This is a genomic window from Nocardia sp. NPDC050378, assembly GCF_040655675.1.
Taxonomy (GTDB): Bacteria; Actinomycetota; Actinomycetes; order Mycobacteriales; family Mycobacteriaceae; genus Nocardia; species Nocardia coubleae.
Window position 1 is genome coordinate 1 of the sequence record NZ_JBFAKI010000001.1, and the last position, 19898, is coordinate 19898.

Annotated in this window: 16 protein-coding genes and 1 tRNA gene; 6 read left to right on the top strand and 11 right to left on the bottom strand. The window is 67.7% G+C overall.

The features are described 5' to 3' along the window. Positions 1-168 precede the first annotated feature (168 nt). From AB0I35_RS00005 to AB0I35_RS00020, 4 genes are all read right to left on the bottom strand, one after another. Entirely contained in the window at positions 169-2076 is a 1908-nt protein-coding gene (locus AB0I35_RS00005) for an ABC transporter ATP-binding protein (protein WP_357392914.1), read from the bottom strand. Then, positions 2073-3806 (bottom strand): ABC transporter ATP-binding protein, encoded by a 1734-nt coding sequence (locus tag AB0I35_RS00010; protein WP_357392916.1) that lies wholly within the window; start codon positions 3804-3806, stop codon positions 2073-2075. Before AB0I35_RS00010 ends, AB0I35_RS00005 begins: the two co-directional genes overlap by 4 nt. A 94-nt stretch (positions 3807-3900) precedes the next feature. Beyond that, the gene (locus AB0I35_RS00015; protein WP_357392918.1) at positions 3901-4377 is read right to left on the bottom strand and encodes an Rrf2 family transcriptional regulator; all 477 of its coding nucleotides are present in this window, start codon (positions 4375-4377) and stop codon (positions 3901-3903) included. A gap of 81 nt (positions 4378-4458) precedes the next feature. After that, complete coding sequence (locus AB0I35_RS00020) at positions 4459-5055, bottom strand: TetR/AcrR family transcriptional regulator (protein ID WP_357392920.1); 597 nt, start codon at positions 5053-5055, stop codon at positions 4459-4461. A gap of 133 nt (positions 5056-5188) precedes the next feature. On the opposite strand from AB0I35_RS00020, the gene AB0I35_RS00025 reads away from it, so the two are divergent. Beyond that, positions 5189-7483 (top strand): MMPL family transporter, encoded by a 2295-nt coding sequence (locus AB0I35_RS00025; RefSeq protein WP_357392922.1) that lies wholly within the window; start codon positions 5189-5191, stop codon positions 7481-7483. Between the two features lie 160 nt (positions 7484-7643). Continuing rightward, positions 7644-9932, top strand: a complete 2289-nt coding sequence (locus AB0I35_RS00030) for an MMPL family transporter (protein WP_357392924.1) — start codon at positions 7644-7646, stop codon at positions 9930-9932. Between the two features lie 33 nt (positions 9933-9965). Here the strand turns inward: AB0I35_RS00030 and AB0I35_RS00035 are convergent, their stop codons facing one another. Next, positions 9966-10214: a hypothetical protein gene (locus AB0I35_RS00035; protein ID WP_067494949.1), complete on the bottom strand. Its 249-nt coding sequence runs from the start codon at positions 10212-10214 to the stop codon at positions 9966-9968. 287 nt (positions 10215-10501) lie between these two features. Here AB0I35_RS00035 and AB0I35_RS00040 point away from each other — a divergent pair, with 287 nt between their 5' ends. Further along, positions 10502-11518 (top strand): helix-turn-helix domain-containing protein, encoded by a 1017-nt coding sequence (locus AB0I35_RS00040; protein ID WP_357392926.1) that lies wholly within the window; start codon positions 10502-10504, stop codon positions 11516-11518. On the opposite strand, the gene AB0I35_RS00045 is transcribed toward AB0I35_RS00040, so the two are convergent. From AB0I35_RS00045 to AB0I35_RS00055, 3 genes are all read right to left on the bottom strand, one after another. Further along, positions 11497-11587, bottom strand: a tRNA-Ser gene (locus AB0I35_RS00045). The two genes, AB0I35_RS00040 and AB0I35_RS00045, sit on opposite strands and share 22 nt — an antisense overlap. A 46-nt stretch (positions 11588-11633) precedes the next feature. Beyond that, positions 11634-12068: a nucleoside deaminase gene (locus AB0I35_RS00050; protein ID WP_357394103.1), complete on the bottom strand. Its 435-nt coding sequence runs from the start codon at positions 12066-12068 to the stop codon at positions 11634-11636. A gap of 11 nt (positions 12069-12079) precedes the next feature. Next, complete coding sequence (locus tag AB0I35_RS00055) at positions 12080-12619, bottom strand: tRNA adenosine deaminase-associated protein (RefSeq protein ID WP_067494712.1); 540 nt, start codon at positions 12617-12619, stop codon at positions 12080-12082. A gap of 40 nt (positions 12620-12659) precedes the next feature. Here AB0I35_RS00055 and AB0I35_RS00060 point away from each other — a divergent pair, with 40 nt between their 5' ends. Beyond that, entirely contained in the window at positions 12660-13625 is a 966-nt protein-coding gene (locus AB0I35_RS00060; protein WP_357392928.1) for a prephenate dehydrogenase, read from the top strand. A gap of 78 nt (positions 13626-13703) precedes the next feature. Here the strand turns inward: AB0I35_RS00060 and AB0I35_RS00065 are convergent, their stop codons facing one another. From AB0I35_RS00065 to AB0I35_RS00075, 3 genes are read right to left on the bottom strand one after another with little or no spacing between them, the layout of a single operon-like run. Further along, positions 13704-14321 (bottom strand): putative glycolipid-binding domain-containing protein, encoded by a 618-nt coding sequence (locus AB0I35_RS00065; protein WP_357392930.1) that lies wholly within the window; start codon positions 14319-14321, stop codon positions 13704-13706. Positions 14322-14370: 49 nt separating this feature from the next. Further along, positions 14371-16212 carry an ABC transporter ATP-binding protein gene (locus tag AB0I35_RS00070; RefSeq protein WP_357392932.1) on the bottom strand — a complete coding sequence of 614 codons (1842 nt, stop codon included), beginning with the start codon at positions 16210-16212 and terminating at the stop codon, positions 14371-14373. Continuing rightward, positions 16212-18041, bottom strand: coding sequence for an ABC transporter ATP-binding protein (locus AB0I35_RS00075; RefSeq protein WP_357392934.1), 1830 nt, complete (start codon positions 18039-18041; stop codon positions 16212-16214). Before AB0I35_RS00075 ends, AB0I35_RS00070 begins: the two co-directional genes overlap by 1 nt. Before the next feature lie 271 nt (positions 18042-18312). Between AB0I35_RS00075 and dcm the strand changes: the two genes are divergently transcribed. Both dcm and AB0I35_RS00085 read left to right on the top strand, forming a co-directional pair. Continuing rightward, a complete protein-coding gene (gene dcm, locus AB0I35_RS00080; protein WP_357394105.1) occupies positions 18313-19446 on the top strand; it encodes a DNA (cytosine-5-)-methyltransferase in 1134 nt (377 codons plus the stop codon). Next, positions 19443-19892, top strand: a complete 450-nt coding sequence (locus AB0I35_RS00085; protein WP_357392936.1) for a very short patch repair endonuclease — start codon at positions 19443-19445, stop codon at positions 19890-19892. The genes dcm and AB0I35_RS00085 overlap by 4 nt, the downstream gene beginning before the upstream one ends. Positions 19893-19898 lie beyond the last annotated feature (6 nt).

Here is a 19898-nt window from a genome sequence, read left to right on the forward strand (position 1 = left end):
CAGTCCCCGCGCGTCGGCAAGGGCATGCGAACAGGTCAGGGCGACAACGGTTCCACCGCCTGCCAGAGGTGCCGCCGACACAGGTGCCGTTGCGTAGGCGACGAAGGAGCAAGCAACGGCACCTGATCGTCGGGACTTGCGGGGCCGCCGACTCGAGCGCGCCAGCGCTCAATCCAACACAGCCGCGAACTGGGCGTTGTAGAGGCGGTAGTAGGCGCCACGTTCCTCGAGCAGGCGTTCGTGGTTGCCGTGTTCGACGATGCGGCCCTTCTCCATCACCACGATCAGGTCGGCGTCGCGGATCGTCGAAAGCCGGTGGGCGATCACGAAACTCGTGCGGTCGCGGCGCAGTGCGGCGGTGGCGTGCTGCACCAGCAGTTCGGTGCGCGTGTCGACCGAGCTGGTCGCCTCGTCGAGGATCAGGATCGACGGCTTGGCCAGGAACGCGCGGGCGATGGTGATGAGCTGCTTCTCACCGGCGCTCACCCCGCCACCTTCCTCGTCGATCACCGTGTCGTAGCCGTCGGGCAGCGAGTGCACGAACCGGTCGACGTAGGCGGCGCGGGCCGCAGCGATGATGTCGTGCTCGGAGGCGTTGGGATTGCCGTAGGCGATGTTCTCGCGGATGGTGCCCTGGAACAGCCAGGTGTCCTGCAGCACCATGCCGATGCGCGAACGCAGGTGGTCGCGGGTGATGGTGGTGATGTCGACGTCGTCGATGGAGATGGTGCCCGCGTCGATCTCGTAGAAGCGCATCAGCAGGTTCACCAGCGTGGTCTTGCCCGCACCGGTCGGTCCGACGATGGCGATCACATGCCCCGGGTCGGCCACCAGCGAAAGCCGTTCGATGACCGGGGTTTCCGGGTCGTAGCCGAAGGACACCGCGTCGAACTCCACCCGGCCGCGGTCGACCGGGCGCGAGTTCTCCACCAGCGGGTCGGGGCTCTGTTCCTCGGCGTCGAGGATCTCGAAGATCCGCTCGGCCGAGGCCACCCCGGACTGCAGCAGGTTGGCCATGGCGCCGATCTGGGTGAGCGGCTGGCTGAACTGGCGCGAGTACTGGATGAAGGCCTGCACCTCACCGAGCGAGAGATTGCCGGTGGCCACCCGCAGGCCACCGACCAGCGCGATGAACACGAAGTTCACGTTTCCGAGGAACATGATCGCGGGCATGATGAGGCCGGAGATGAACTGCGCCTTGAAGCTGGCGTTGTAGAGCCTGTCGTTGCGCTCGTCGAACTCCCGGCCGACCTCGCGGCTGCGGCCGAACGCGGTGATGATCTCGTGGCCGGTGTAGGCCTCCTCCACCGAGGAATTCACCTCACCGGTGTATTTCCACTGGTTCACGAAGTGCGGCTTGGACCGCTTGGCGATCTGCGCGGTGACGACGATGGCCGCGGGCACCGTGAGCAGGGCGATCAACGCCAGCAGCGGCGAGATCCAGAACATCATGATCAGGATGCCGACCACGGTGAACAGCGACACGAGCAGCTGGCTCATGGTCTGCTGCAGGCTCTGGGAAACATTGTCGACGTCGTTGGTGACGCGGCTGAGCACGTCGCCGCGCGGTGCGGTGTCGAAGTAGCGCAGCGGCAGCCGGTGCAGCTTGTTCTCCACGTCGTCGCGCAGGCGTTTGACCGTGCGGTTGATGACGACATTGAGCAGATAACCCTGCAGCCAGCCGAATACCGCGGCGACCACGTAGAGCACCAGGACCAGCGTGAGCACCCGGCCGACCGCGCCGAAGTCGATACCGGTGCCGGGCACCACGTTCATGGCCGAGAGCATGTCGGCGCGGGTGTTCTCCCCCCGCTGACGCAGCATCTCGACGGTCTCGTCCTTGCTCAGTCCCGCCGGGAGCTGCTTGCCGACGAACCCGTCGAACACCAGGTTCGTCGCCTTGCCGAGCAACCAGGGGCCGAGGGTGTTGAGCACCACCGAGGTGACGACCAGCGCGATGATGACCGCGACGGAGAATTTCTCCGGCGCGAGCCTGCGCAGCAGCCGCTTCAGCGACGGAACGAACGATTTCGGTTTGGTACCCGGGGCGCCGGGGACGGGTGCACCCGGCCTCATCGAGCCTCCTCCACACTGAGCTGGGACTCGACGATCTCGCGGTACTCCGGGCACCGCTGCATCAGTTCGTCATGGGTGCCGAGGCCTGCCATCGCACCGTCCTCGAGGACGACGATCTGGTCGGCGTCGCGAATGGTCTGGATCCGCTGGGCCACGATGATCACCGACGCGTCGGCGGTCTCGGGTTTCAGCGCCGCGCGCAACCGGGCGTCGGTCGCCACGTCGAGCGCGGAGAACGAATCGTCGAACAGGTAGACGCGCGGCTTGCGCACCAGCGCGCGGGCGATGCACAGGCGCTGACGCTGACCGCCCGACACCGTCGTACCGCCCTGGGCGACCGGGGTGTCGAGGCCCTGCGGCATCTCGCGCACGAAGTCGGCCGCCTGGGCCACCTCGAGCGCGTGCCAGAGCTCCTCGTCGGTGGCGTCGGGTTTGCCGTAGCGCAGGTTGCTCGCGACGGTTCCGGAGAACAGGTACGCCTTCTGCGGCACCAATCCGATTCCGCCGCGCAGAGATTCGAGGTCGAGGTGCCGCACGTCGGTGCCGCCCACGTACACCGCGCCGTCGGTGACATCGATCAGGCGCGGGATCAGATTGACGAGCGTGGTCTTGCCCGCGCCGGTGGAACCGACCACGGCCGTCGTCGTGCCGGGCGCCACCTGGAAGCGGATCGCCCGCAGGACCGGCTTCTCCGCACCGGGGTAGGCGAATTCGGCGAACTGCAGATCGACGGTGGCCGGGTCGCCTGCGAACGGCTGCGGCAGGCGCGGCGGGCGCACCGAGGACTCGGTGTCGAGCACCGCGCCGATCCGGTCGGCCGAGACCGCCGCACGGGGGGCCATCATCGCCAGGAACGAGGCCATCATCACGGCCATCAGGATCTGCATGATGTAGGACAGCATCGCGGTGAGCGAGCCGATCTGCATGGTGCCGTCGTCGACGTGATGCCCACCGAACCAGATCACCCCGACGGCGGTGACATTGGAGATGAGCATGACGATCGGGAACATCAGCGCCATCAGCTTGCCCACGCGCAACGAGGCGTCGGTGAGCGAGGTGTTGGCCATCCCGAAGCGCCAGATCTCCTGACGTTCCCGCACGAACGCGCGGATCACCCGGATACCGGTGATCTGCTCGCGCAGCACCCGGTTCACTCCGTCGATGCGTTCCTGCATCTGCCGGAAGCCCGGCACCATCTTCGCCACGACCAGCCCCATGCTCAGCGCCAGCGCGGGCACCGCGATGAGCAGCAGCCACGAGAGCCCGGCGTCTTCGCGCACCGCCATGATGATGCCGCCGACGCACATGATCGGTGCCATCACCAGAATCGTCACCGACATCACGATGAGCAGCTGCACCTGCTGGATGTCGTTGGTGGAGCGGGTGATGAGCGAGGGCGCGCCGAACAGACCGACCTCGCGCGCGGAGAACGTCTCGACCCGGTGCAGCACGGCGCCACGCATGTCCCGGCCCGCGCCCATCGCCGCCTGCGCGCCGAAGTACACCGAGGCCGACGAGGCGATGATCTGCACGCAGCTCACCGCGAGCATCCACAGGCCGGTGGTCCAGATGTAGCCGATATCGCCCCTGGTGATGCCGTTGTCGATGAGGTCGGCATTGAGGCTCGGCAGGTAGAGCATCGCGATGACCGAGACCAGCTGGAGCCCGAGGACCCCGGCCAGCTGGGCGCGGTACGGGGCCAGGTAGGTCCGCAGCAGGGTGATCAACATGATGGACGCAGGCTACCGCGTGCGACGAACCGTCGCCCCCGAGTTATCCAGGCGTTTCACCAGGCCTGTGGATAAACCTGGACCTGTGGACAGATCACGTGCCTGCCGGAGTACGGGGCTCACGCCGAGCCCAGGCTCCAGGATCCGCGATCAGGTCACCGATGAAACCGGGCAGTCGGTCGGCGGCGATGTCGGCGATCGACACGTTCTCGAGCACGGCCCGGATATTCACCCGCAGCGCGATCCACACCTGCTGCAGCGGCTCACCCGCGCCGGGGTAGCGCACGTCTTCCGGGCGCTGCCCACGCACCGAGGCCAGCGGCGATTCCACGCCACGGATCACATCGGCCACCGAGATCTCCTCGGCGGGCCTGCCGAGCCGGTACCCGCCGTCCGGCCCGCGCCTGCTGCGCACCAGCTCGGCGCGACGCAGCTCGGCGAGCACGGTCTCGAGGACTTTCGGCGGGATCTGCGCCGCGGCGGCGATGGCCTCGGCCTTCACGACCCCATCGGCCGCGGCGAGCTCGAGCAACGTTCGCACCGCGTAATCGACTCTTGCGGTGATATGCACGGTTCGAACCTACGCGGTCGCCCGGCGTGCGCGGTCAGCGGCCGGAGGCGGCAGCGGAGCGTAACCACGCAGGCCGCCCGCTCACGCCGAATCGGCACCGCCGGCAAGTACGGCGGTCGCCGCGTCGAGCAGCGTCTGCTCGACGAGCGCGTCGGTGGCTCCCGGCGCCAGCTCGATCGACAGCAGTGCGACCCCGAGCACCTCGATGGCTCCGGCCGCGCGCAGCATCGACTCCGGCGTCGGATTCGGTCCGGACAACCATGCCCGCAGCTCTCGAGTCGGCTCCATGAGATCCGGGTAGCGGTCGGCGATGGCGTTGACGATGGCCGCGGTGTCGCGCACGCACAGTGCCCCCGCGTCGCGGTGGCGGATCATGCCGCGCAGGTAGGTGCGCAGGACGGCGCGAATGCCCTCGCTGTCGTAGGGGACGGCATCGATATCGGTGACGATGTCGCGCATGTGGTCGATGATCGGGTCGATGATCGCCAGCAGCAGATCGAGCTTGGACGCGTAGTGGTAGTACAGCGAGGCCTTTGTGATTCCCACCATATCGGCGACCTCGCGCAGACTGGTCTGCTCGAAGCCCTTGGCGGCGAACAGCCGGAGGGCGGCGTCACGAATCGCCTGTTTAGTACCTCCACCTGCGGTAACCGTGTCGGTGGTCTCCCGGACAGCCATATCGCAATCCTCCCATGAATCGTTGTGATCTATCCGGCGCCCATAAAATTGAGGTTGCCCCTCCACTTACGCCGTCGGTAGTCTACCTACCGCACGGTAGACAAAATCATTCACGATGTGGAGGCGGGGACACGTGTCCGTATACCTGTACAGATGGGGAAAGTTCGCTTTCCGCCGTAAATGGATAGTGTTGCCGGTCTGGCTACTGCTGTTCCTGCTGCTCGGCGGCCTCGGAGCCAGCCTCAGCAAGCCGATGAGCAACGACTTCAGCATGCCCGAGCTGCCCTCGGCGCGCGCCAACGAAATCCTCGACAAGCACTTCCCCGGCATGTCCGAACAGTTCAAGTTCGACGCCGTGGCAGGCACCTACGTGATCGCCGCGCCGCAGGGCCAGCAGCTCACCGACCCGGCCAACCGCGCCGCGATCGAGGCGTTCATCGCCAAGCTCGGCGGTCTCGAGATCGTCGACAAGACCAAGCCGCTGGCCGACCCGATCGAGATGACCGACAAGATGGGTTGCCTGAGCAACCCTGACCCGTCGACCTGTTCGAGCGCCCCGCTCAACGTCCTCAGCGAGACCGCGCCGAAAACCGTCGCCACGCTCAACGTCCCGTTCACCATCAAGAACGTCACCGACGTGACCGACGCCGAGCGCGACGCCGCCTTCGAGGTCGGCGCCGACGCCCGCAACGCGGGCCTGACCGTCGAACTCAGCGGTTCCATCGCGATGAAGCAGGAACAGCCGAGCGGCAAGTCCGAGCTCATCGGTATGGGCGTCGCCCTGATCGTCATGGTGATCGCCTTCGGCGCCATCGTCGCCGCGGTCGTCCCGATCGTCACCGCCATCGTCGGCCTCGGCGCCGCGACCTCGACGATCATGCTCGGCACCTCCTTCATGGAAGTGCCCGGCTTCACCACCTTCCTCGCCTCGATGATCGGTATCGCGCTGTCGATCGACTACGCGCTGTTCATCGTCTCGCGCTACAAACACGAACTGTCCGTGCGTGATTCGGCCGAGGAAGCCGCCGGTACCGCGCTGGGCACCGCCGGTTCGGCCGTGGTGTTCGCCGGTCTCACCGTCATCATCGCGCTCGGCGCGCTGAGCATCGTCGGCGTGGAGTTCCTGACCTTCATGGGTCTCGGTGGCGCCATCGCCGCCGCGTTCGCGGTGCTCACCGCCGTCACCCTGATGCCCGCGCTGATGGGCGCCTTCGGTAAGGCCCTGTTCAAGCCGAAGCTGCCGCTGGTGGCACAGCACGATCCCGAGGACGACACCTCGGTCACCAACGGCCAGCGTTTCGCTCGCCTGATCGGCAAGGCGCCGTGGGTCGCCCTGATCCTGTCGGTGGTCGTGCTCGGCGCGCTCGCCGCGCCCGCCGCGGGCCTGAACCTCGGCCTGCCCGGCGAGGACAGCCTGCCCAAGACCTCGACCGTGCGTAAGGCCTACGACCTGCGCACCGAGGGCTTCGGTGAGGGCAGCAACGGTGTGCTCATGGTCGTCGCCGACCTGAGCGCCACGCCCGAGGGTCAGCGTGAGGCGGCGCTCGGCGCGCTGCGCGACAAGCTCGCCTCCTACGAGGGCATGGACTACGTCACCGAGCCGCAGTGGAGCGAGGACAAGCAGGGCGCCATGCTCAACGGCGTCCCGGTTTCCGGTCCGAACAACCAGGAAACCAAGGATCTCGTGCAGTCAGCGCGCGGTGCCGAGGCCGAGCTGCAGGCGCAGTACGGCATGCAGTACGGCATTACCGGTACCACCGCCATCTACGCCGACGTCGACCACGCGCTGCTCAGCAAGATCGTGCCGTACCTGGCGATCGTCGCCGGTGCCGCGTTCATCCTGCTGATCCTGGTGTTCCGCTCGATCCTGGTCCCGCTCACCGCGGCACTCGGGTTCCTGTTGTCGATGGCTGCCACCTTCGGTGCCACCGTGCTGATCTTCCAGGAGGGCACCTTCGGGCTGATCGAGGACCCACAGCCGCTGGTCAGCTTCCTGCCGATCATGTTGATCGGCTTGGTGTTCGGCCTCGCGATGGACTACCAGGTGTTCCTGGTGACCCGCATGCGTGAGGAATTCGTGCACGGCCGTTCGCCGAAGGACGCCATGGTCGCCGGTTACCACCACGGCGCCCGCGTGGTCACCTCGGCCGCGATCATCATGATCTCGGTGTTCGGCTCCTTCATCATGGAAACCGACGTCACCGCGAAGTCGTTCGGTTTCGCGCTGGCCGCCGGTGTCGCCATCGACGCCTTCGTGGTCCGCATGGTGATCGTGCCCGCGCTGCTGGTGATCATGGGCAAGTGGGCCTGGTGGATGCCGAAGTGGCTCGACCGCATCGTTCCCGATATCGATGTCGAGGGCGCCAAGCTCGAGCAGCTGCGCAACTCGGGCACCGAGACGGTGAAACACCCGGTCGCCGTCGGCTGACGGTAGTCCCCCCACGACCCCGCGATCCGCCCATGGATCGCGGGGTCGTCGCATGTGCGGGCCCGGTTGCTTGATATCGCGGTATCGCGGCAGCAGACTCAGGTCTAGTTCGACCCGGCTCTACCTCCACGTTCTGCATCGAATCACCGAGGAGAAACCCGTGTCCGTCTATCTGTACCGGTGGGGAAAGCTGGCCTTTCGCCGCAAATGGATCGTCCTCCCCGTCTGGTTACTCTGCTTCATGGTGCTCGGCGGACTCGGTGCCCAGCTGCAGAAGCCGATGACCGACGACTTCAGCATGCCGAACCTGCCGTCGGAGCGGGCGACCGAAATCCTCGACAAGCACTTCCCCGGTATGTCGGAGGCGTTCGCGTTCGACGCGGTCACCGGCACCTACGTCGTCGGCGCGCCCGCCGGCCAGAAGCTCACCGATCCGGCCAACCGCCAGGCCGTCGCGGCGATGATCGAGCGGCTGGAGCAGTTGCCGATCGTCGATCACACCGAACCGATCGTCGACCCGATCACGGCCACCGAGGAGATGGGTTGCCTTACCGCGCAGCCTGATCCGTCGACCTGCAGTGGCGCGCCGCTCAACGTGCTGAACGAGTCGGCACCCGACACCGTCGCCTACTTCAGCGTGCCGTTCACCATCAAAGAGTTCGCCGATGTGAAGCCCGAGGACCGCGAGGCCGCCTACGCCGTCGGCGACGACGCCCGCGCCGCCGGACTCACGGTGGAGATGAGCGGCAGCCTGCCCATGGAGCAGGAGATGCCGAGCGGCAAATCCGAGATGATCGGTATGGCCGTTGCCCTGGTGGTGATGATCGTGGCGTTCGGCGCGATCGTCGCGGCCTTCGTGCCGATCATCACCGCGATCGTCGGCCTCGGCGCCGCGACCTCGCTGATCTTCCTGTCCACCACGGTGCTCGAGATTCCGAGCTTTACGACGTTCCTGGCCTCGATGATCGGTATCGCGCTGTCGATCGACTACGCGCTGTTCATCGTCTCCCGATACAAACACGAACTGACCGTGCAGGATTCGGCCGAGGAAGCCGCGGGTACCGCGCTCGGCACGGCGGGCTCGGCGGTGGTGTTCGCGGGTCTCACCGTCATCATCGCGCTCGCCGGGCTGGCCATCGTCGGTGTCCGGTTCCTGACGTTCATGGGTCTGGGTGGTGCCGTGGCGGCCGCGTTCGCCGTGCTCACCGCGATCACCCTCATGCCCGCGTTGCTCGGTGCGTTCGGCAAGGCCCTGTTCAAGCCGAAGCTTCCGCTGATCGCCCAGCACGATCCCGAGGACGACAGCGTCGTCACCAACGGCACCCGCGTCGCCCGGGTGATCGCCAAGTTCCCCGCGGTGACGATGATCCTTGCCATCGTGGTGCTCGGGTTGCTCGCCGCGCCCGCGCTGAACCTGAACCTCGGCCTGCCCGGCGAGGACAGCCTGCCCAAGTCGACCACCGTGCGTAAGGCCTACGACCTGCGCACCGAGGGTTTCGGTGAGGGCAGCAACGGCGTGTTGCAGGTGGCCGTCGACCTGGCCGACACCCCCGCCGATCAGCGGCCAGCCGCGCTGAACGCCTTGCGTGACAAACTCACGTCCTACCCCGACATGGATCTGGTCACCGAACCGCAGATGAGCTCCGACGGTGCGGGCGCCCTCATCAACGGTATTCCCAAGGCCGGACCCAACGACCAGTCGACCAAGGACCTGGTGCAGTCGGCACGCGACGCCGAAGCCGCGCTGCACGAGCAGTACGGAATGTCCTACGGCATCACGGGAACCACCGCGATCTACGCCGATATCGACCACGTGCTGCTGAGCAAGATCGTGCCGTACATGGCGATCGTCGCCGGTGCCGCGTTCATCCTGCTGATCCTGGTGTTCCGCTCGATCCTCGTCCCGCTCACCGCGGCACTCGGATTCCTGCTGTCGATGGCTGCCACCTTCGGCGCGACCGTGCTGATCTTCCAGGAGGGCAAGCTCGGGCTGATCACGGATCCCCACCCGCTGGTGAGCTTCCTGCCGATCATGTTGATCGGCTTGGTATTCGGGCTCGCGATGGACTACCAGGTGTTCCTGGTGACCCGCATGCGCGAGGAATACGTGCACGGTTCCGACCCGACCGAGTCCGTGGTGAAGGGTTATCACCACGGCGCTCGCGTGGTCACCTCGGCCGCGATCATCATGATCTCGGTGTTCGGTTCGTTCCTGCTCGAATCCGATGTCACCGCCAAGTCGATGGGCTTCGCGCTGGCGGCGGGTGTCGCACTCGACGCCTTCCTCGTGCGGATGGTGCTCATTCCCGCACTGCTTGTGCTGCTCGGCAAATGGGCCTGGTGGATGCCCGCCTGGCTGGACAAGATCGTCCCCGACATCGACGTGGAAGGCGCCAAGCTGCGCGAGATCCACCGCAACGATCGGGAGATGGTCGCCACAAAGCTGTGAGCGCCGGGCCGGGCACTCGTTCGGGTGCCCGGCCTATTTGCTCGGCTGCGGAACCTCACATTCGGTGACCCTCGGGTTCAGCCCGATGTAGTTCCCCGGCCCCGCCGCCGCCGTCACGGCGATCGTCGCCCAATCCGAGCACTCCCTCGGCAGTTTCGAGAAATAGTGCCGCTGACCTGCGGCGAGCAGCCCCACGGCCACCCACCCGAGCACGATCAGAACCAAGAGCTTCCCCCCGAGCCCGATCCCGGACTTCGCGGGTGGCGGCACACGCCCGCGCATAATCATCGTTCCTTCCCGGATTTCGGTGTAACTCAGTCTATTACGGAGTACTACACCGCAGGTCGGACGCAGGTGAATAGCCGTCGACAGGTCTCGATCAGCGCGTTGTTGTGGGTTTCGCGGGTTCGCGACGGGCGGCGGCGGGCGGGCACACACCGTGCCTGATGGCGTTCGCGGCGTGGATGCCGAGTGCGAATTCCTTCAATTTCTTCCACATGAACCCATGGTCGCGGGCTGCGAAGGCCACGAGAAGTGGCGTAGATGACGACTATCGCTAAGATTCAGACATGGGTTCGACAGTGTCGGTGCTCGCCTACGACGGGATGACGGCGTTCGAGGCCGGCATCGTCATCGAGGTGTTCGGCCTCGTGTGGCCCGACATCGATCAGCCCTGGTACGAGCTGAAGGTCTGCACCGAAACACCCGACCCCATCCGGGTGATCGGCGGCGCGACCATGAGCAGCCCCTACGGTCTCGCCGACTTCGCCGCCGCCGACACGGTGGTGGTGCCGAGCGTCGCCGACCCGCGCGCCGCCACCTCACCGGCGCTGATCGAGGCACTCCAGCAGGCGCATCGCAACGGGGCACGCGTCGTGTCGATCTGCTCTGGTGCTTTCGCGCTCGCGGCCGCCGGGCTGCTGGACGGTCGCCGGGCCACCACGCACTGGCGATACACCGACCTGCTGCGTGAGCGGTATCCCGCCGTGGTCGTCGACGCCGAACCGCTCTACACCGACGACGGCGACATCCTCACCAGCGCGGGCTGCGCGGCGGGCCTCGACCTGGCGCTGCACCTGGTGCGCACCGACATGGGCGCGTCCGTCGCGAACGCGGTCGCGCGCAGGCTGGTGATCCAGCCGCACCGCACCGGCGGCCAGGCGCAGTACATCGAGTCCCCGATGCCGCCCGAACCTCTCGACGACCCGGTCGGCCGCAGCCTGGCCTGGGCCGCCGAACACATCCACGAACCGATCGGCGTCGCCGACCTCGCCCGAGTGGCGGGCCTGTCCCAGCGCACCTACCTGCGCCACTTCGTTCGGTCCACCGGCACCACCCCGAGCAAATGGCTCACCACCCAACGCATTCAAGCCGCCCTGGTGATGCTCGAAACCAGCGCTGCCCCGGTGGAGGAGATCGCCACGGCCGTCGGCTTCGCCACCGCGGTCACTTTCCGCCACCACTTCGCGAAGGCGCTGCACACCTCCCCCTCGGCGTACCGCAACACCTTCCGAACCGCACAAAGCAAAAGCCCCTCACCTGCCGGAACAGGTAAGGGGCTTGCTGGCGGTGGCGGAGGGATTTGAACCCTCGGACGGGGGTTACCCGTCACACGCTTTCGAGGCGTGCTCCTTAGGCCGCTCGGACACGCCACCGCCGACTACGGTACCGGATAGGGGGCGCGATCACTAAATCGGCTGGTCAGCGCTGGTTGCGGAAGAAGGTGTCGAGGAGGGCGACGCAGTCGGATTCGAGGATTCCGGCGCGTACCTGGGGGCGGTGGTTGAGGCGGCGGTCGCGGACTACGTCCCACAGGGAGCCGACGGCGCCGGTCTTGGGTTCCCAGGCGCCGAAGATCACCTTCTCGACGCGGGCCAATACCAGCGCGCCCGCGCACATCGTGCACGGTTCCAAGGTGACCGCGAGGGTCGCGCCTTCGAGCCGCCAACCGTCGCCGTGGACGGCTGCGGCTTTTCGCAGGGCGAGAACCTCCGCATGCGCGGTCGGGTCGCCGAGGGCTTCGCGCGCGTTGGCCGCGCGGGCCAGCTCACGGCCCTGCGCATCGAAGACGACGGCGCCGACCGGCACATCGCGCGGGTCGGCGTCGGCGGCGGCCGCGAGCGCGGCGCGCAGCATGTCCTCGTCGGTCACTTCTGCAGTTTGTCCAGCACCGCCGCGTATTCGTCGGCGAAACCGAGGCGCTCGGCGATCAGTTTCAGCTGTTCGTCCGGGTAGAGGTCGGTGTCGGCGAGGATCACGCTGAGTACCGGTTCGGGTAGGCCGAGGTCGGCGAGTACGCCGAGGTCGCCCTCTTCCCACGGTTCGATGTCGTCGAGCTCGTCGGGGTCGATGTCGGGGATCTCGACATTGAGTGCGTCGAGGACGTCGGCGGCGATGTCGTAGTCGATCGCGGCGGTCGCGTCGGAGACGAGCAGCCGGGTGCCGCTCGGCGCGGGCCGCAGCACGATGAAGAACTCGTCGTCGACGTCGAGCAGCCCGAACACCGCACCGGAGCTGCGCAATGCCTTCAATTCGGTCTCGGCGGTGGAGAGGTCGACGAGGGCGTCGTGGCTGAGAGGACTGCACCGCCACGTACCTTCTTCGCGGACCACCGCCACGGCGAACCCTTCGACGTCGAAGTCGTCATCCGACGCCGCCCTGTTCGTGCCCGAGCGCTGTGCTGCCATGGACCAAACGGTAGTCTGTCCCGCCCGAATTGATGAACTCGTGTGCCAATCTGTTCTCGTGAGTATCGACGAGCGTGGCGCCGTATGTGTCCTCGGAACGGGTCTGATCGGCGGCTCCGTGCTGCGCGCGGCCGTGGACGCCGGGTACGAGGCGTTCGGGTACAACCGGTCGGCCGACGGGGCACAGGCCGCCCGGCTCGACGGTTTCGACGTGTCGGGTGACCTGCCCGAGGTGCTGAACCGGGCCGCTGCCGCCGACGCGCTCGTGGTGCTCGCGGTGCCGATGCCCGCCGTCGCGCCGGTGCTCGCGCAGGTCGCGGCCTATGCGCCGGGGTGTGCGCTGACCGATGTGGTCAGCGTGAAGGGGCCGGTGGCCGACGCCGTGCGCAAGCAGGGGCTCGAAGCCGGGTACGTGGGCGGTCATCCGATGGCAGGAACCGCCGAGTCGGGTTGGGCCGCAACCGATCCCGAGCTGTTCCGCGGAGCCGTGTGGGCCGTCGGAGTAGACGAGGGCACCCGGGTGCAGCCGTGGTCGCGGGTGGTTCGGCTGGCTTTGGACTGCGGTTCCGTGGTGGTTCCGGTCGTCGCCGAGGAGCACGACCGAGCCGTCGCACGGATCTCACACCTGCCGCATGTGCTGGCCGAGGCACTGGCCGCCGCCGGTGCGAGCGGGGGCGAACTGGCGCTCGGGTTGGCCGCCGGCTCATTCCGCGACGGGACCCGGGTGGCCGGGACCGCGCCGGACCTGGTGCGTGCCATCTGCGAACCGAACGCGACCGCGCTCGGCCTGGTGCTCGACCAGACCATCGACGCCCTGGTGCGGGCCCGCGACACCCTGCGTACAGACGCGACCCTCGGCGAACTTGTCGAGACGGGTTACCGCGGGCGGACAGCGTACGAGAATCGCGCACGATGGGACATCACCGGCATCGTGCCCGGCTCGCCCGGATGGTTGGACGAGCTGCGCGAGGCGGGTCGACGCGGAGGCGTGTTGCGAGAGCTCTGACCGCGAGCCTGCCCGCGCTGACACCGCCGATCTCGGCCCCGGACAACGACTCCACCGCAGGCAGGTGCATCGGCTGGCTCAGACGCGCTCGGCCAGCCCGGGATAGTCGAGGACGAATCCTTCCGGGTCCACCGTCAACGTGGCGCTCGAGACCGGGGACAGCACGTTGATGCCGTCGGCGGCGCTCGAATAGGTGAGTTCGGCCTCCTGCACCAGCAGGTCGGGCAAACGCACGTAGACGACCGGCACCTGCACGTCACCGACGGCGTGCTGCAGGCTGAACCGGCGGATGGGGAGCGTGTTGAAGAACGGGCTGAGCACCACGTCCACATCGAGGGCGCCGGCGAACGTCGAACGCACATGGGTACCGCCCGCGTCGACGAGCCAGTAGTTCTCCTCGTCGCGCGACACCGATGCGTGGCGTTCACCGGCAGCGGTGGTGGTGCGCAGCGACAAACGCCTGGTCGCGCCCGCTTCGTCGGTGACCAGGTCGTAGGAGGCACTGAACGCCGGGTGCTCGTGGTTGGCGCTGCCGATCATCCGGCCCGCGGCTCTGATCCGGTTGCCGTTCACCGTCACCCGGACCGATTCCATCCGGGAGTTGTCGTGGGCTCGCCAGGTGAGCACCGCCGGCCACCGAGAGGCCGGTCTGTTCTCGGTGGGGCCTGCGGCCGGGCCCGGGGCTGGGGTCGTCACCTCTCTACGGTAAGCGACACCGGGCCCGGTGCTGTACAACACGAGCGCATCACACCAGCGAATCCCGCCAGGCGGCGTGCAGTCCGGCGAAGCGGCCCTGGCCTGCGATCAGCTCGGCCGGTGCGCCGTCCTCGACCACGCGGCCGCCGTCGAGCACCAGCACCCGGTCGGCAATGGCGACCGTGGACAGCCGGTGCGCGATGATGACGGCCGTCCGGTTCCGCAACAGCGTCTCCAGCGCACGCTGCACCAGGCGCTCACCGGGGATGTCGAGACTCGACGTCGCCTCGTCGAGCACGATCACCACCGGATCGGCGAGGAACACCCTGGCGAAGGCGACCAGCTGACGCTGACCGGCCGATAATCGTCCGCCCCTGGTTCGCACGTCGGTGTCGTACCCGTCCGGCAACGACCCGACGAACTGGTCGAGCCCGACCGCGCGGGCCGCCGCCCGCACCTCGGCATCGGTGGCCGATGGCCTGCCGAGCCGGATGTTGTCGGCGATCGTGCCGGAGAACAGGTACGCCTCCTGCGTGATCATCACGACGTGTCTGCGCAGCTCGGTGTCGGCCAGTTCGCGCAGGTCGACACCGTCGAGGGTGATGGTGCCGCCGGACGGGTCGTAGAACCGGGTGAGCAGCTTGGCCAGCGTCGACTTGCCGGCGCCGGTGGCGCCGACCAGTGCGACGATCTGCCCGGCCGGAATGTCGAGGTCGAATTCCGGCAGCACCGGCGAGGCCGCGTCGTAGCCGAACCACACCTTGTCCATCCGCACCGCACCGGTGGGATGTTCGACGGTGACCGGCTCGACCGGTTCCGCGACCGCCGGTTCCTCCTCGAGCACACCGGAGATCTTCTCGAGCGCCGCGGCCGCCGACTGGTAGGAGTTGAACACCTGCGCCAGCTCGTCGAGCGGGCCGAAGAACTGGTCGAGGTAGAGCAGGTAGGCCGCGAGCACGCCGATGGCCAGGTTGCCCTCCATCACCTGCCAGGACCCGACGAGCAGCACGACGACCGTCGTCACCTTGCCGATGAAGTTCGACAGACCCACGTAGTCGCCGACGCCGCGCATCGCGGTGGTCGTCGCCTTCTGGTACGCCGCGTCCTCGACACCGAGTACTTCCTGGTTGCGGTGTTCGCGCCGAAACGCCTGCACCGCCCGCATGCCGCTCATCGATTCGACGAACTGCACGACGACCCTGGCGATCGCACCACGGGTCCGCCGGTAGCCCGCCCGCTGCCGCCGCTGCGCCCACCGGGTGACGAACACCAGCGGCACGAACCCGAGCAGCACGATGGCCGCGAGCATCGGGTCGAGCCAGACGAGCAGAACGGCGATGGTGACCACCGAGAGCAGCGCGCTCGCCGCCTGGTTCAGCGCCCCCTCGAGCAGGTCCTGCAGCGCCTCGATATCGCTGGTGAGCCGGGTGACGACCTTGCCGGAGGTGTATTTCTCGTGGAACGACACACTCAACCGCTGGGTGTGCGCGAAGGTGCGCACCCGCAGGTCGAACAGCACCCGCTGGCTCAGTGCTCCGGCCGCGCGCAGGAACGCGAAGGTGGTGAGTCCCGACAGCACCGTCACCGCGATGAACCCGGCGACGGTCGCGATCAGCGGCGTCCAGTTCCCTTGGCGCCCTTGGGTTATTCCGTGGTCGAGCCCGTAGGCGATGAACAACGGCACCGACACCTTCGCCGCGTTGTCCAGCACGATCAGGACGAAGGTGAGGACGGCCAGTTTTCGATAGGGCCGGACCAGATCGAGCAGCAGCCGACGGGAACGACCGGCGAGCACCACGTTGCCGGTGCCGGTGACGACGTCGTCCTCCTTGGCGATGCCGCGCCAGTCGGCTGCCTGTTCCTGTTGTGTTTCAACCGTTTCGGTGGTCATCAGACACCACCCATCAGTTCGCGGTAATGACGGCTCGTGCGCAGCAACTTGTCGTGGGTGCCCTCGGCGACGATGCGCCCGTCGGCGAGCAGTGCCACCCGATCGGCTAGTGCGGCGGTGGACGGGCGGTGCGCCACCAGCAGAGTCGTCGCACCGGAGAGCACCGCGCGCAGCCGATCCTGCACGCGCTCCTCGGTTTCCACGTCCAGCGCGGAGAGCGGGTCGTCGAGCACCATGATCCGGCCCGCGTCGGCATCCGCCGCACCGGTGAGCACCGCCCTGGCCAGCGCGAGCCGTTGCCGTTGCCCGCCGGACAGGCTCATGCCCTGCTCGCCGATCCTGGTGTCGAGGCCCCACGGCAGCGCGTCGACGAAGTCGGTGGCCTGGGCGATGTCGAGCGCGCGCCGCACGTCGTCGTCGGTGGCGCTCGGGTCGCCGAGAGCCACGTTCTCGCGCACGCTCGCCGAGAACAGCACCGGCTCCTCGAAGGCAACCGTCACCACCCGGCGCAGGTCGGGCAATCGCAGCGTGGCGATGTCGACGCCGTCGATGGTGATGTGACCGGCGTTCACGTCGTAGAGGCGCGGAATCAGCTCGAGCAGGGCGGTTTTGCCGCTACCGGTCGCGCCGACGAGCGCGACCGTCTCGCCCGGCCTGATCCGCAGCGAGACATCCTCCAGCACAACGTTTTCCGGACCGCCGTCGGCGCGCGGGTAACCGAACCGGACGCCCTCGATCTCCAGTTCGCCACGCACCGGCACGGGCAGGGCGACCGGGTCCGGCGGGTCGGCGATGTCGAGCGGGGTGTCGATGATCTCCCAGTACCGGTCGGCGGCGGTCCGTGCCTCGAACAGCTCCGACAGCAGGAAGCCGAGCCAGATCACCGGCCACTGCAGGAACGTTTCCAGCGTGACGGCGGCGACCAGGGTGCCGATGGTCATGGAGCCCTGCGCCACCGCGTATCCACCGACACCGAGCGACAACGCGATCGCGATGGTAGGCAGGGCGACCAGCGCCGACCACAGCGTGGCGTCCAGATGCACCTTCGTCAGCTCGGTACGTTGCAGTTCACGCGACAGAGCGGTGAAGCGGGCGCCGAAGAACTGGCCACGGCCGAGCGCCTTGAGCACACGCACGCCCTGCGCGGATTCCTGGGCGATGGTCGCCAGGTCTCCCGCCTGGTCCTGGGAGCGGCGCGAGGCCACCTCGAACCGGCGGACGAAACGCGCGCAGTACACGGTGAGCGGCAGGCAGGTCACCGTGAAAATCAGCCCCACTTGCCAATTGAGCACGAACAAGGCGATGAGCCCGACGGGCGCGATCACCGAGTTGACGATGAGGAACGGCCCGGCGAACGCGACGAACCGGCGTAGCGCCGACATGTCGTCGATCGCACGCGAGAGCAGCTGGCCGGACTGCCACCCGTCGTGACGACCGATCGATAACGCCTGCAGCTTCGCGAACAGCTTCGCCCGCATGGTGATTTCGAACGTCGTCGCAGGTTTGGACACCAACCAGCGTCTGCCCCACATGCCGAACGATTCGAGTGCGCCGAGCAGGAACACGAACGCGACCGGCACGAGCAGGCCCGCGAAATCGCGGCGGGCGATCGGTCCGTCGATGATGCGGGCGATGACCAGCGGTGTCACCACCGCGGTCGCCGCCATCATGATGGCCAGCAGGTTCGCCAGGATCAGCGGGACCCGGTACGGCTTCAGGTACGGCAGGAACCGGCGCAGCGAGCGCATACCCCCGCGCGCTCGCTGTGTGGGTTGCCCGGAACTGTCGGCCTCCGATTCGGCGACCGCCAGTTCTGATGTGACAGACAAAGACTCCCCCTCGGGTCCGGTTGGATGGTTGGTTACCGGAACGGACTCCCAGACGATGTTCGCATCGGGGTCCGACAAGTAGGCCCTTCCAGAGTCGCACCGGACCCCCGTTCCCGGCCACCGATTTTTCTGCCGGACGAAAGCATCCACAGCCGTGCACAGCCCCGGCTGCTACGCCCTCTGCCGCTGTTCAGCGGCCCGATACAATGCCGCAGGCGCGAGAAGTGGGTGGTTGCGCGTTCCGACAAGCACAGGAGGACTGTTGACGCGGATGGTCGGGTTGTTCGCCGGGATCGGCGGGCTCGAACTCGGCCTCGGCAGACACGGATGGTCCACCGAGTTGCTGTGTGAGATCGATCCGGGTGCGCAGGGCGTGCTCGCCGCGCGTTTTCCCGAAACACCTCTGCACGCCGACATCACCCGCCTGCGTTCGCTGCCCGCGCGCACCGAACTGGTCGCGGCGGGGTTCCCGTGCCAGGACCTGTCCCAGGCCGGGCGCACCGCAGGTATCACCGGTCGCCGTTCCGGTCTGGTCGACGAGGTGTTCCGGCTGGTCCGGCGGCAGCGCGGGCCACGCTGGCTGCTGATCGAGAACGTGCCGTTCATGCTCCAGCTGGGTCGTGGCGCGGCGATGCGCCACATCACCACCGCCCTGGAGGAACTCGGATACACCTGGGCCTACCGGGTGGTCGACGGTCGCGCGTTCGGCCTGCCGCAACGGCGCCAGCGCGTGTTGATGCTCGCCTCCCGCACCGAGGACCCGCGCCAGGTCCTGTTCGGTGACGACGCGGGCCCGCGCGACTACGGCGACCCCGACCGCGACCCGTGCGGCTTCTACTGGACCGAGGGCGTGCGCGGCCTCGGCTGGGCGGTGAACGCGGTGCCGACCTTGAAGGGCGGTTCCGGGCTCGGCATCGCCAGCCCGCCCGCGGTGCGGCTTCCGGCGGGCGAGATCGTCACCCCTGGCATCATCGATGGGGAACGATTACAGGGTTTCGATGCCGAGTGGACCGCGCCCGCGCTCGACGTGCCGGGTGTGCGGCAGGGGCATCGGTGGAAGCTGGTCGGTAACGCGGTGAGTGTGCGGATGGCGAACTGGGTGGGTGAGCGGCTGGCCGCGCCGCTGGAGCCGCTCACCGTCGGTGCGCCACTGCGACCGGGCGCACCGTGGCCGAGCGCGGCGTGGGGGCATGCGGGCGTGGTGCATCAGGTGCCGCTGTCGACGTGGCCGGTCCACGAGCCCTATGAGGATCTGAAGAACTTCCTCGCCGAACCCCGATTGCTCTCCCCGCGTGCCACGGCCGGGTTCTTGCGACGAACGTCCATGGGCAACTTACGTTTTCCGCCCGGATTCCTCGACGACGTGCGCGACCACCTCGATCGCATGGGTGGCTGGGCGGCATGACCGGGCGGCGGGATCACGGAGACGACGCTCCGCGGTCGGCACCCGTCACCGATGCGGCGACCAGCGCGCGGATGTCGCGCCAGCGCCGTGCCCACACCGCTCCCGAACTCGCCCTACGGCGCGAGCTGCACCGCGCGGGCCTGCGCTATTTCGTCGACCGCGCGCCGATCAAGGGCCAGCGCCGGCGCGCCGATGTGGTTTTCCCACGCCGTCGTGTCGCCGTCTATGTCGACGGTTGCTTCTGGCATCGGTGTCCCGAACACGCGACCGATCCGAAGAACAACGCCGAGTGGTGGGCGCGGAAACTGGCGGGCAATGTCGCCCGCGATCGCGCCACCGATGCCGCGTTGATCGCGGCGGGCTGGCAGGTGGTGCGGGTGTGGGAACACGAGGACCCGCGGATGGTCGCCCAGCAGATCGTCGCGTTGGTTCGCGGAACTGGTTGATCGGGG

Excerpts from the sequence above, each read along its gene's own strand:
- AB0I35_RS00005 (WP_357392914.1), bottom strand. The coding sequence starts at position 2,076 with ATGAGGCCGGGTGCACCCGTCCCCGGCGCCCCGGGTACCAAACCGAAA.
- AB0I35_RS00010 (WP_357392916.1), bottom strand. The coding sequence starts at position 3,806 with ATGTTGATCACCCTGCTGCGGACCTACCTGGCCCCGTACCGCGCCCAG.
- AB0I35_RS00020 (WP_357392920.1), bottom strand. The coding sequence starts at position 5,055 with ATGGCTGTCCGGGAGACCACCGACACGGTTACCGCAGGTGGAGGTACT.
- AB0I35_RS00035 (WP_067494949.1), bottom strand. The coding sequence starts at position 10,214 with ATGCGCGGGCGTGTGCCGCCACCCGCGAAGTCCGGGATCGGGCTCGGG.
- AB0I35_RS00040 (WP_357392926.1), top strand. The coding sequence starts at position 10,502 with ATGGGTTCGACAGTGTCGGTGCTCGCCTACGACGGGATGACGGCGTTC.
- AB0I35_RS00050 (WP_357394103.1), bottom strand. The coding sequence starts at position 12,068 with ATGCTGCGCGCCGCGCTCGCGGCCGCCGCCGACGCCGACCCGCGCGAT.
- AB0I35_RS00055 (WP_067494712.1), bottom strand. The coding sequence starts at position 12,619 with ATGGCAGCACAGCGCTCGGGCACGAACAGGGCGGCGTCGGATGACGAC.
- AB0I35_RS00070 (WP_357392932.1), bottom strand. The coding sequence starts at position 16,212 with ATGACCACCGAAACGGTTGAAACACAACAGGAACAGGCAGCCGACTGG.
- dcm (WP_357394105.1), top strand. The coding sequence starts at position 18,313 with ATGGTCGGGTTGTTCGCCGGGATCGGCGGGCTCGAACTCGGCCTCGGC.
- AB0I35_RS00085 (WP_357392936.1), top strand. The coding sequence starts at position 19,443 with ATGACCGGGCGGCGGGATCACGGAGACGACGCTCCGCGGTCGGCACCC.